12 protein-coding genes are annotated in these 12092 nt (G+C 64.9%); 11 read left to right on the forward strand and 1 reads right to left on the reverse strand.

Annotation, left to right across the window (positions count from 1 at the left end; genetic code table 11):
- Nucleotides 1–77: 77 nt before the first annotated feature.
- Nucleotides 78–767, reverse strand: coding sequence for a flagellar basal body P-ring formation chaperone FlgA (flgA, locus tag EYF70_RS04430; protein ID WP_131144321.1), 690 nt, complete (start codon nucleotides 765–767; stop codon nucleotides 78–80).
- 149 nt (nucleotides 768–916) lie between these two features.
- Between flgA and flgB the strand changes: the two genes are divergently transcribed.
- From flgB to flgL, 11 genes are all read left to right on the forward strand, one after another.
- Entirely contained in the window at nucleotides 917–1333 is a 417-nt protein-coding gene (gene flgB / locus EYF70_RS04435; RefSeq protein WP_131144322.1) for a flagellar basal body rod protein FlgB, read from the forward strand.
- A gap of 24 nt (nucleotides 1334–1357) precedes the next feature.
- Nucleotides 1358–1762, forward strand: a complete 405-nt coding sequence (gene flgC / locus EYF70_RS04440) for a flagellar basal body rod protein FlgC (RefSeq protein WP_131144323.1) — start codon at nucleotides 1358–1360, stop codon at nucleotides 1760–1762.
- Nucleotides 1763–1776: 14 nt separating this feature from the next.
- The gene (locus EYF70_RS04445; RefSeq protein WP_131144324.1) at nucleotides 1777–2460 is read left to right on the forward strand and encodes a flagellar hook assembly protein FlgD; all 684 of its coding nucleotides are present in this window, start codon (nucleotides 1777–1779) and stop codon (nucleotides 2458–2460) included.
- A 74-nt stretch (nucleotides 2461–2534) separates the two neighbouring features.
- Complete coding sequence (locus EYF70_RS04450) at nucleotides 2535–4067, forward strand: flagellar hook protein FlgE (protein ID WP_131144325.1); 1533 nt, start codon at nucleotides 2535–2537, stop codon at nucleotides 4065–4067.
- Between the two features lie 204 nt (nucleotides 4068–4271).
- Nucleotides 4272–5018: a flagellar basal-body rod protein FlgF gene (gene flgF, locus EYF70_RS04455; protein WP_131144326.1), complete on the forward strand. Its 747-nt coding sequence runs from the start codon at nucleotides 4272–4274 to the stop codon at nucleotides 5016–5018.
- Nucleotides 5019–5077: 59 nt separating this feature from the next.
- A complete protein-coding gene (gene flgG, locus EYF70_RS04460; protein ID WP_131144327.1) occupies nucleotides 5078–5860 on the forward strand; it encodes a flagellar basal-body rod protein FlgG in 783 nt (260 codons plus the stop codon).
- Nucleotides 5861–5978: 118 nt separating this feature from the next.
- Complete coding sequence (locus tag EYF70_RS04465; protein WP_131144328.1) at nucleotides 5979–6641, forward strand: flagellar basal body L-ring protein FlgH; 663 nt, start codon at nucleotides 5979–5981, stop codon at nucleotides 6639–6641.
- A 14-nt stretch (nucleotides 6642–6655) separates the two neighbouring features.
- Entirely contained in the window at nucleotides 6656–7762 is a 1107-nt protein-coding gene (locus EYF70_RS04470; protein ID WP_131144329.1) for a flagellar basal body P-ring protein FlgI, read from the forward strand.
- Between the two features lie 11 nt (nucleotides 7763–7773).
- Nucleotides 7774–8706: a flagellar assembly peptidoglycan hydrolase FlgJ gene (gene flgJ, locus EYF70_RS04475; protein ID WP_131144330.1), complete on the forward strand. Its 933-nt coding sequence runs from the start codon at nucleotides 7774–7776 to the stop codon at nucleotides 8704–8706.
- Nucleotides 8707–8857: 151 nt separating this feature from the next.
- On the forward strand, nucleotides 8858–10738 hold the full coding sequence (gene flgK / locus EYF70_RS04480; protein WP_131144331.1) for a flagellar hook-associated protein FlgK: 1881 nt from the start codon (nucleotides 8858–8860) through the stop codon (nucleotides 10736–10738).
- Between the two features lie 14 nt (nucleotides 10739–10752).
- Nucleotides 10753–11991 (forward strand): flagellar hook-associated protein FlgL, encoded by a 1239-nt coding sequence (gene flgL / locus EYF70_RS04485; RefSeq protein ID WP_131144332.1) that lies wholly within the window; start codon nucleotides 10753–10755, stop codon nucleotides 11989–11991.
- The last annotated feature ends 101 nt before the right edge of the window (nucleotides 11992–12092 follow it).

Here is a 12092-nt window from a genome sequence, read left to right on the forward strand (position 1 = left end):
TCGCGATTTTTACTCCATGTACGAGTTCCTTAACGGCCACGCCACTGCAAACTTTAGCGGCATGAACCGAATATCTTTCAGAACGCAACCTCGACCTGGCCGCCCGCCCGGGCGATGCCGCTGACGCTGCGGCCGCCCTGCGTGCGCACCTGTACCACCTGGCCTTCCGCCGCATTGGCGATGGCCTTGCCCTCGGCCGTGATGCGGAAGCCGCTGCCCGCCGTGACCAGCTTGACCATCTGTCCATTCAGTACGACCGGCTGGCTGCGCAGGGTATCCAGGCGCAGCGGCGTGCCTGCCGAAATGGAAACATTACTGCTGCGGCCCACCACCTGCGCCTTGTCGGTCGCGATGCTGGCCGGCAGCGTTGTCAGGTCGCCCTGCATCGTCACCAGCTGCGTTTCCGTGATGGCCTGGCCCTGCGGCAGCGGCGTGGCCGCGGCGATGTAGTTGCCCAGCACCGACACGTTCGCCTGAATATACACCGTCCACCGGGACGGAGCCGCACAGCGGACGCCCACCGTGGTCTTGCCCCATGCCTTACTGCCGGGCATCAGGAAGGCTTCCGGAGCGGGGCAGTCGGCCAGGGTCATGCGCGTATCGATATTGCCGACCGTGACCGTGACCTTGCCCGGCAGGCCGGCGCTCTGCACCTGCAGGAAGGCGTCGACGGTGCGGCGCAGCGCGGCCGGGTCCATCGCCGTGGCCGCCTGCGCGGAGGCGGCGGCCAGGAGAAGTGCAGCAAAAGCGTAGATGGGCGGTTTCATGATGGGCGTGTACTGTGAATGCCGCCATCTTACGCGCGCGCGCCGCAGCGAAAGCGGCGAACAGCGCGGCAAAGTCCGTGCTTCTCGCCCGATCATTTGCCGTGGAGCATCCGTAAGATGGCACCTGTCACCGATGGAAGGATGCCGTCATGCTGGGAAAACTCGACAATCACCTGCGCTTCAACGAACTGGCCCTGGGCCTGCGCTCGACGCGCCAGAGCGTGCTGGCATCGAACATCGCCAATGCCGACACGCCGAACTACAAGGCGCGCGACATCGACTTCACCAGCGCGCTGCAGAACGCGCTGGCCAATACCGCGCAGACGGGCACGCTGAACACCACCAAACCGCGCCATTTCCCCACCCCGGCGCCGGACGGCAGCACGCTGGCCGACGGCACGCCGCTGCTGTACCGGGGCGTGGTGCAGGGCGCCGTCGACGGCAATACGGTCGACATGGACGTGGAACGCAACCAGTTCGCCGACAACGCGCTGCGCTATGAAGCGGGGGTCACCTTCATCAACAGCCAGATCAAGGGCCTGATGACGGCCATCCAGGGCCAGTAAAGCCGGCCAACGAGGAGAAACGCCATGTCACTGTTCAGCATATTCAATGTTTCCGGTTCGGCCATGAGCGCGCAGTCGCAGCGCCTGAACGTGGTCGCCAGCAACCTGGCCAACGCCGACAGCGCCACCAGCGCGACCGGCGAGGCCTACCGCGCCAAGCAGGTGGTGTTCGAAGCCACCCCGTCGGCCAACAACGCTTCCACCGGCGTCAAGGTACAGCAGGTGATCGAAGACCCGTCGCCGATGAAGCAGGTGTACGACCCGAAAAGCCCGCTGGCCGACGAGAACGGCTATGTGACGATGCCGAACGTGAACGTGGTCGACGAGATGGTCAACATGCTGTCGGCATCGCGCTCGTACCAGAACAACGTCGAAACGATGAACGCGGCGAAAAGCATGCTGCTGAAAACCCTGACCATCGGTCAATAACCGGAAAGATCACCATGGCCGTCATTGCCACCCCCACTTCCACCAGTGCCGTGTCGCAGTCCCTGATGGACTCGATGAACACGAAGAACAGCACCGGCAACGAGATCTCGGCCGAGCAGGACAAGTTCATGACGCTGCTGATCACGCAGCTGAAGAACCAGGACCCGCTCAACCCGCTCGACAACGCCCAGGTCACCAGCCAGCTGGCCCAGTTGAACACGGTCACCGGCATCAACAAGCTGAACGACACGCTGGAAACGCTGAAGACCGACCTGGCCGCCTCGCAGTCGGCCCAGGCGGTCAACATGATCAACCACGGCGTGCTTGCCCCCGGCAAGTCCATGCAGGTGGCGGAAGGCAAGGGCATCTTCGGTATCGAGCTGGGCTCGTATGCCGACACCGTGCAGCTCGACATCAAGAACAGCAGCGGCAAGGTGGTGCATTCGCTGACGATGAACAACGTCGAGGCCGGCGTGCTGCCGCTGGCATGGGACGGCAAGCTGGAAGACGGCAAGACGGCACCCGACGGCACCTACACGCTGGCGCTGACCGCGACCACCAGCGGCAAGGCGCTGACCGATGCGCAGGCGCTCGCGTTCGGCACCGTCGCCAGCGTGTCGACGGGACCGGGCGGCGCCAAGCTGAACGTTCCGGGCATGGGGCAGCTGACCATGGACGACATCAAGCAGGTGCTCTAGCAACACCCGAAACTGGCAATACCAGAGCGCAGTACCGATAACACCGATACACAGATTTCCATTCAGAGGACACCATGTTCCAGCAAGGTCTCAGCGGCCTGAACGCCGCCTCCACGCAGCTCGACGTCATCGGCAACAACGTCGCCAATGCCAGCACGGTCGGCTTCAAAAGCACCGAAGCGCAGTTCGCGGACATGTACGCGAATTCGCTGAACGGCATTTCCGGCCGCAATCCCGGCATCGGCGTGACGGTTGCCCGCCTCGCGCAGCAATTCTCGCAAGGTAATATCGAGACCACCAACAACCCGATGGACATGTCGATCAACGGTGCCGGCTTCTTCCGCACCGTGCAGGATGGCGCGATCCAGTACACCCGCAACGGCCAGTTCCTGCTCGATAACACGGGCACCATCGTCAATGCGCAGGGCGCCGCGCTGACCGGCTACCTGGCCAACGTGGATGGCCTCATCCTGCAGGGCGCGCCGGTGCCGCTGCAGATCGACGCGGCCGACCTGGCCCCGGTGCAGACCACCGAGGCGAACTTCCAGATCAACCTGTCGTCGAACTCCACCACGCCGACCGTGCAGCCGTTCGACGCCAGCGATCCGCGCACCTACAACAAGCAGACCGTGATCCCGGTCTACGATTCGCTGGGCAACGAGCACACGATGGGCATGTACTACGTGCGCACCGGCGGCAGCACCTGGGATGTCTACGTTGCCAACGATGGCGTGCAGATCAATTCGCAGGAAGTGATGCGCGCCGCCGTAACCACCCAGGCCGTCGTCGATGCCCGGGCCGCCTATGCTACGGCAGTGACCGCTGGCGACCCCGCGGGGATCACCGCCGCGCGCCAGGCGTACGCCACCGCGGTCGGCACCACCGTCACGGCCCTCGCCACCGCGGCGGGCGCGAACGAGGCCGTGCTGGCCCAGATCGCCGCGTTGTACGCGCCGGCCACCAGTGTCGGCAACGTGGCCAGCAACACGCCGGACACCATCGATGCCGCGTTCGGCGCCGCCGTCAACGTGCCCGCCACGCGGGCGGGCACGCTGATCTTCACGAAGAACGGCCTGATCGACGCGGCCGCGATGCAGGCCGCCGGCACCACGCTGCCGTTCAACATCGTGCTGCCGGTGTTCCCGGACAACGGCTCGTTCCTGGAAATCCCGATCGCCGTCACGTTCGACGGCAGCACGCAGTACGGCACCGCGACCAGCGAGAAGAATTCCACCCAGGATGGCTATTCGTCGGGCAGCCTGCAGCGCTTTGCGGCCGACGAGAACGGCATCATCATGGGCCAGTACAGCAACGGCAAGTCGCGCGCGCTGGGGCAGGTGGTGCTGGCCGATTTCGCCAGCGTCGACAATCTCGTCCCGCTGGGTAACAACGCCTGGTCCGAAAGCGCCGGCTCCGGCGTGCCGCAGCTCGGCGTGCCGAATGCCGGCGGCATGGGGCAGCTGCGCGCCTCGTCGGTGGAATCGTCGAACGTGGACCTGACCGAGCAGCTGGTGGACATGATCACCGCCCAGCGCGTGTACCAGGCCAATGCGCAGACCATCAAGACCGAGGATTCGGTGTTGCAGACGCTGATCAATCTGCGCTGATAGGGAGACAGGGCTGGGCCGTCACTAATGCCGTCTAGATTAGCAAACCCCAAATGCAAATTCCGGGGTCAGACCCGCCGGGTCTGACCCCAGCCCTTCGCTGTTGGGGTGAATGCATGCGCTTTCAATGTGTCGGCTAGTCCTTAACTTCACGGCATCAGCGCCCGTCCCTCATTTTTCGCAGTTCAAGCAAGAGGAACCATCATGGACCGCCTGATCTACACCGCAATGACCGGCGCCAGGCACATCCTGGACCAGCAGGCCACCACGTCGAACAACCTGGCCAACGCCACCACCGTGGGCTTTCGCGCCCAGATCGACGCCTTCCGCGCCGTGCCCGTGGTGTCCGAAGGCATGCCGACCCGGACCTTCGTGGTCGACAACACGGTGGGCGCGGACTTCCGTCCGGGGCCGCTGGAAACCACCGGCCGGCCGATGGACGTGGCGATCCGCGGCGAAGGCTGGTTCGCGGTGCAGTCGCCCGACGGCTCCGAGGCGTACACGCGCAACGGCAGCTTCAAGGTCAGTGAAAACGGCCTGCTGCAAACCTCCGGCGGCCTGACGCTGCAAAGCGAGGGCGGCGGTCCGATCGCGGTGCCTCCGAACACGGAAATCTCGATCTCCGCCGATGGCACTGTCAGCGGCATCGACGCCAGCCAGGTGCAGGCCGGACCGACCAACATCATCGGCCGGCTGAAGCTGGTCAATCCCGACGTGGCCGGCCTGGTGCGCGGCGACGATGGCCTGTTCCGCCAGCAGTCCGGCGAGCCGGCCGCCGCCGACCCGGCGGTGCGCGTGGCCGATGGCTGCCTGGAGCTGAGCAACGTGAACCCGGTCGATGCGATGGTCAACATGATCACGCTGGCCCGGTCGTTCGAGACGCAAATGAGCCTCCTGAAGAACGCCGAGAATAACGCCGCGAAAGCCGCCCAGATCCTGGCTTTGAACTGATCCCCGCCGTCGCATAATGCTTTCGTGGATGAAAGCCCCGCGGGGCAGGGAGAAAGCACATGATACGTTCGCTCTGGATTGCCAAGACCGGCATGGAAGCGCAACAGACGCAGATGGATACGGTGGCGAACAACCTCGCCAACGTCAGCACCAACGGCTTCAAGAAATCGCGCGCGGTCTTTGAAGACTTGCTGTACCAGAACGTGCGCCAGCCCGGCGCCAGTTCGTCGCAGCAAACCCAGCTGCCCTCCGGCCTGCAACAGGGTACCGGTGTGCGCCCCGTCGCGATCGAGCGCATCCACACGCAGGGCAATCCCCAGGCCACCGGCAACGACAAGGACCTGATGATCAACGGCAACGGCTTCTTCACCGTGCTGCTGCCCGACGGGACCACCGGCTACACACGCGACGGCTCGTTCCAGCGCGACTCCAACGGGCAAATGGTCACGTCCAGCGGCTACGCGCTGCAGCCACCGATCACGATCCCCATCGATGCCGATGAAATCAACGTGGCCAAGGATGGCACGGTGACCGTGCAGCTGCCCGGCCAGGCCGCCGCCCAGCAGATCGGCAACCTGCAGCTGGCATCGTTCATCAACCCTACGGGGCTGGAATCGATCGGCGAGAACCTGTACCTGGAAACGGGCGCCTCCGGCGCGCCGCAAGCCAACGCGCCGGGCACCAACGGCATCGGGCAGATCCTGCAGGGCTACGTGGAAGTGTCGAACGTCAACGTGGTCGAGGAAATGGTCAACATGATCCAGACGCAGCGCGCGTACGAGATCAACTCGAAGGCCATCACGACCTCCGACCAGATGCTGCAGCGCCTGTCGCAACTCTAAGCCGGCCCCGGGCCGGCTTCGGTCCAGCTTTAGTTCACCTTTAGTGCAGTGTTAGTTCAGCGCCGTTCAGCGCAAGTTCAGCCCTGGTCCAGTTCCAGTGCAGCTCGAAGGATCCATCATGAAGTGCTTCGCCTCCGCCACCGTCATTGCCGCCGTTGCCACCCTGCTGGCGGGCTGCGCCAGTGAACCGACCTCGATCGTGGCCGGGCCCACGTCCGCGCGGCCGATCCCGACCCCGCCGGTGACCCTGCCGGCCAATGGCGCGATCTACCAGGCACAGACCTTCCGGCCCGTGTTCGAAGACCGCCGCGGCCGCATGGTGGGCGACATCATCAACGTCATCATCACCGAGCGCACCACCGCCAACAAGAACGGCACCAGCTCGGCGACCCGCACCGGCGGCGTCGGCATCGGCATTCCAGGCCCGCTGCAGGGCCGGCTCGGCGCGCGCGTCGCCACCGAGACGGACAACAACTACGCCGACTCGGCCGCGCAATCGGCCAGCAATGCGTTTACCGGCACGCTGGGCGTGACGGTCGTCGAGGTGCTGCCGAACGGGAACCTGGTGGTGGCCGGCGAGAAGCAGGTCGCGATGGACAAGGGTACCGAGTTCATCCGCATTTCCGGCACCGTGAACCCGGACACCATCGGCGCCGGGAATTCGGTGTCGTCCACGGCGATCGCCGATGCGCGTGTCGAGTACCGCACCAATACCCACCTGGACCGCGCCGAGCTGACGTCGATGGCGTCGCGGTTCTTTCTGAGCCTGCTGCCGTTCTGACATGACCGCCTGATATGAAAAACCTGATCACATCGCTGGCGCTCGGCCTGTCCCTGCTGGCGCCGGCCGTCCAGGCCGAGCGCCTGAAAGACCTCGCCAGCGTCGCCGGCGTCCGGGAAAACCAGCTGATGGGCTACGGCCTCGTCGTCGGCCTCGATGGCAGCGGCGACCAGACCACGCAAACCCCGTTTACGGTGCAGAGCGTGGCATCGATGCTGCAGCAACTGGGCGTGACGCTGCCGTCCGGCTCGCAGCTGCAGCTGCGCAACGTGGCCGCCGTGATGGTGACGACCTCGCTGCCGGCCTTCGCGCAGCCGGGCCAGCAGCTCGACGTGACCGTCTCGTCGCTGGGCAATGCGCGCAGCCTGCGCGGCGGCACCTTGCTGATGACGCCGCTGAAAGGCGCCGATGGCCAGGTGTACGGCATGGCGCAGGGCAACCTGGTGGTGGGTGGCGTGGGCGCCCAGGCGCCGGGCGGCGGTGCCGCGACCGTCGTCAACCACCTGTCGGTGGGGCGCATCAGCAATGGCGCCACCGTCGAGCGGGCCGTGCCGACGGCGCTGGGCGAAGGCGGGCAGATCCGCCTGGAACTGAAGAATGCCGATTTCGCCACCACCAGCCGCGTCGTCACCGCCATCAACAACCGCTTCGGCGCCGGCGTCGCGTATGCGCTGGATGGCCGGGTGATCCGCGTGACGTCGCCGGCCGCCTCCGACCAGCGCGTGGCCTTCATCGGCCAGCTGGAAGAGCTGGATGTGCAGCCGGCCACGCTGGCGGCCAAGGTGATCATGAATGCGCGCACCGGTTCGGTGGTGATGAACCAGGCGGTCACGCTGCAGGCTTGCGCCATCTCGCACGGCAACTTGCAGGTGTCGGTATCGCCCGATACGCAGGTGAGCCAGCCGGGGCCGCTGTCCGGCGGACAGACCGCCGTCACGGAGCCGGGCGCCGTCGACATCCAGCAGGCACCGGGCAAGGTGCTGCAGCTGCAGGCCGGCGCCCAGCTGGCCGACGTGGTGAAGGCGTTGAACGCGATCGGCGCTTCGCCCCAGGACCTGCTGGCGATCCTGCAGGCCATGAAGGCATCCGGCGCGTTGCGCGCCGAACTTGAGATCATCTGACCGGAGGCCCCATGATTCGCCAGACCAGCACGCCGGCCGACCTTTCGTCCAATTTGGCGCTCGACTCCAAGGGCCTGTCGGAACTGCGCCAGGGCGCGAAAGCGGGCTCGCCCGAGGCATTGAAAGGGGCGGCCACGCAGTTCGAAGCCATGTTCGTCAACATGATGTTGAAGAGCATGCGCGACGCCACGCCGCAGGAAGGCTTGCTGGACAACTCGCAGTCCAAGATGTTCACCACCATGCTGGACCAGCAGACCAGCCAGAATATCGCCAAGAAAGGTGTCGGGCTGGCCGACGTGCTGATGCGGCAATTGTCGAAGACCGCCGGCTTGAGCGGCATGGAAAATGCTGGCGATTCCGCCATTCCCGAAGGGGGCTTCACGAAATCGATGCTGGACGCGGCGAAACTGCAGCGCTCCATCGATGCGGCCGGCGGGAATAAACTGGACACGGCGAGCACTTCCGTGGCGCCCAGCAAGTCCCGCCATGCGCATGTGCGCGCCTTTGCCGACAAGCTGGCCGGCCATGCCGAGGAAGCCAGCCGCGCCACCGGCATCCCGGCCAAGTTCATGCTGGGCCAGGCCGCGCTGGAGAGCGGCTGGGGCAAGCGGGAGATCAAGGGGGCCAACGGTGCCAGCAGCCACAACCTGTTCGGCATCAAGGCCGGCAGCGACTGGAAGGGCAAGACGGTGGACGTGGCCACCACCGAGTACGTCAACGGCCGGGCGCAGCGCAAGATCGAGCGTTTCCGTGCCTACGACAGCTATGCCGACAGTTTCAAGGATTATGCAAGGCTCATCACGGACAACCCGCGCTATGAAAAAGTGCTGGCCAGCGCCGGCGATGCGGCCGCGTTCGCCCGCAACCTGCAAAAGGCCGGTTATGCGACCGACCCCAATTACGCGACGAAACTGGCCGCCGTCATCAACAAGACCCTGGTGTGAGCGCCCGCGTAATGCATGGGCGTAATGCATGGGCTTAATGCATGTGCTCAATGCATGGGCTTAATGTACGAATCCTGCACGTTAGCTTTGCGGCAACTCAAGTTCCGCCGGCTTTTGTCGTAAACTGGGCATAACTGGAAAGAGTCACAGCATGAGCAATCTACTCAGCATCGGCAGGACCGGCTTGCTGGCGGCGCAGACCGGCATCGCCACCACCGGCCACAACATCACGAACTCGAGCGTCCCGGGCTATACGCGCCAGGGCATCGTGCAGTCGACGCTGCCGCCGCTGAACCAGGGTGTGGGCTATGTGGGCACCGGCACCCAGGTCGCGCAGATCAAGCGCTACTACGACGATTTCCTGAACAAGCAGGTGATGAACGCGCAGTCGACGCAGGGTTCGGTCGATGCGTACCTGACCCAGATGACCCAGATCGACAACATGCTGTCCGACGCGTCGATCGGGCTGTCGCCGGCGTTGCAGGATTTTTTCCGCGGTGTCCAGACGGCCAATTCCAATCCTTCCCTGCAATCGTCGCGCACATCGATGCTGTCTTCGGCTGAAACGCTGGCGGCGCGCTTCCATGAAGTGTCCGGCCGGCTGCAGGAATTGCAGGAGGGCGTCAATACCGACATCACGAACACGGTCAACGGCATCAATTCGTACGCCGCGCAGATCGCCAACCTGAACAACCAGATCGCCACGCTGACGACTGATCCGCTGAACCCGCCGAACGACTTGCTGGACCAGCGCGACCAGCTGGTGCGCGAACTGAACCAGCAGGTCAAGGTCACCGTGCTGCCATCGGACAACAACATGCTGAACATCACGTTCGGCTCCGGCCAGCCGCTGGTGGTGGGTACCAGCCACCTGGAGATGCGTGCCGTGCTGTCGCCGACCGATCCCGGCCGGCTTGTCGTGTCCTATCCGTCGACCGGCCGCAGCACGATCATCGGCGACGATACCTTTGCCGGCGGGGCGCTGGGCGGCTTGATGGACTTCCGCCGCGAGTCGCTGGACCGCGTGCAGAACCAGATCGGCCAGGTGGCCGCCGGCCTGACGCAGGCGTTCAACGAACAGCACCGGCTGGGCCAGGACCTGAACGGCGACCTGGGCGGCGACTTCTTCACGCCCCTGAAGGGCTATGTCGGCTACGATGCGGGCAACTCGCCGCTGAGCACGCTGGAAGTGGATGCGACGATCACCGATGCCAGGGCGCTGACCGGCCTCGACTACGAGCTCAACTTCGACGGCGATCCGCCGGCCTACTCGATCACGCGCTCCGATGGCCAGGTGTTCACCGACCTGTCCGTTCCGATCGATGGCGTGACGTACACGCTGACGGGCGATCCGCAGGCGGGCGACCGGGTGCAGGTGCGCCCCACGTACACGGCCGCCGCCGACTTCGACGTGGCGATCACCGACTACCGCAAGATCGCGCTGGCGGCACCGGTCACCACGTCCGTCCCGACCACCAACTCCGGCAATGGCACCATCAGCCCCGGCGTGGTCAACGAAGACTATATCGGCAACCAGCTGGCGGCACCGGTGACGCTGACGTTCACGGGCGGCGAGATCACCGGCTTCCCGGATGGCAGCACGGTACCCTATGAAGAGGGCACCACCCTCAGCTTCGGCGGCATCTCGTTTTCCATTTCCGGCACGCCGGCCGAGGGGGACACCTTCATCGTCGGGCCGAACACGAGCGGTGTCGGCGATGCCCGCAACGGCGTGCTGCTGGCCGGCCTGCAGACGTCGAACATCCTGAACAATGGCACGTCGACGTTCCAGGGGGCGTATGCCGCCACCGTCAATTTCGTCGGCAACAAGACGCGTGAACTGCAGGTGGGTAGCGCCGCCGCCGACACCACGGTCGACCAGGCGATCGCCGCGCAGCAGAGCGTATCCGGGGTCAACCTGGACGAGGAAGCGGCCAACCTGCTGCGCTACCAGCAGGCTTACCAGGCCGCCGGCAAGGTCATGCAGGTGGCCGGCACGTTGTTCGACACCCTGCTGTCGATCGGACAGTAATTTCGAGGTTGATCATGGCTATCCGTATCAGTACCCAGACGATGTATGACCGCAACGTATCGCAATTGGCGAACTTGCAGGGCAATATGCTGCGCACGCAGATGCAGCTGTCCACCGACCGCCGCGTGCTGACGCCGGCGGACGATCCGGTGGCATCGGCGCGCGCGCTGGAAGTGACCCAGGCGCAGCAGCTCAACGACCAATATGAACTGAACCGGCAGAACGCCAACGCTTCGCTGACGCAGGTCGGCACGGCGATGGAAACGGTGAGCGATATCATGGAAGCGGCGCTTGCGTCGGTTGTCCAGGCCGGTAATCCCGGGCTGAGCCAGTCGGACCGCGACGCCATCGCGGTGGAACTGGAAGGCCAGTTGAACGACCTGCTGGGCCAGGCCAACACGGCGGATGGCACCGGCGGCTACCTGTTTTCCGGCTTCAAGACGAATACGCAGCCCTTCGCATTGACGTCCACCGGCGCCACGTATTTCGGCGACCAGGGCCAGCGCGAACTGCAGGTGGGCTCCGGTCGGCAGATGGCGATCAGCGCATCCGGCAGCCAGATCTTCGAACAGAACATCACCGGGAATGGCACCTTCCAGACCCAGGCCGATCCGGGCAACGCGGCCCGTGGCGGCACCGGCATCATTTCTCCGGGCAGCGTGGTCGATGCCAGCGCTCTGACTGGCGCCAACTACTCGATCAATTTCACCAAGGATGCGACGACCGGGCTGGTGCAGTACTCCGTCACCAACACCACGGACGGCACCGAAGCCGTGCCGGCCACCGACTTCAAGGCGGGCGAGCCGATCACGTTCGACGGCATCACCTTCGATATCGCCGGCGCGCCGGCCGATGGCGACATCTTCACGATCGAGCCCAGCAAGAACCAGTCCGTCTTCACGACGATGCGCGACGTGATCACGGCCCTGCGCAACGCCGGCACGGGCCCGACCGCGGGTGCGCAACTGACGAATGCGCTGAACACGGCCAACCAGAACCTGCAGAACGCGCAGGACAATGCCCTGTCCGTGACTGCATCGGTGGGCGCGCGCCAGAACGAACTGGATTCGCTCGACGACTCCGGCTCGGCCATGGACATCCAGTACATCGACCAGATCACCAACCTGGTCGGCCTGACCGCGCGCGGCCAGATCGAAGCCGTCTCGCTGTTCCAGCAGCAAACCACCAGCCTGACCGCCGCCCAGCAAACCTTCCGCGCCGCCACGCAGCTCTCGTTGTTCAACTACATCTGACCGCCCAAAAACCGGGGACAGGCTCCGATTGTTTTCGAAACCGGGGACAGGCTCCGATTGTTTTCCGAAACCGGTAACGAAACCGGTGACAGGCTCCGATT

This window comes from Pseudoduganella albidiflava, from assembly GCF_004322755.1.
In the GTDB taxonomy this organism is placed as follows: Bacteria; Pseudomonadota; Gammaproteobacteria; order Burkholderiales; family Burkholderiaceae_D; genus Rugamonas; species Rugamonas albidiflava.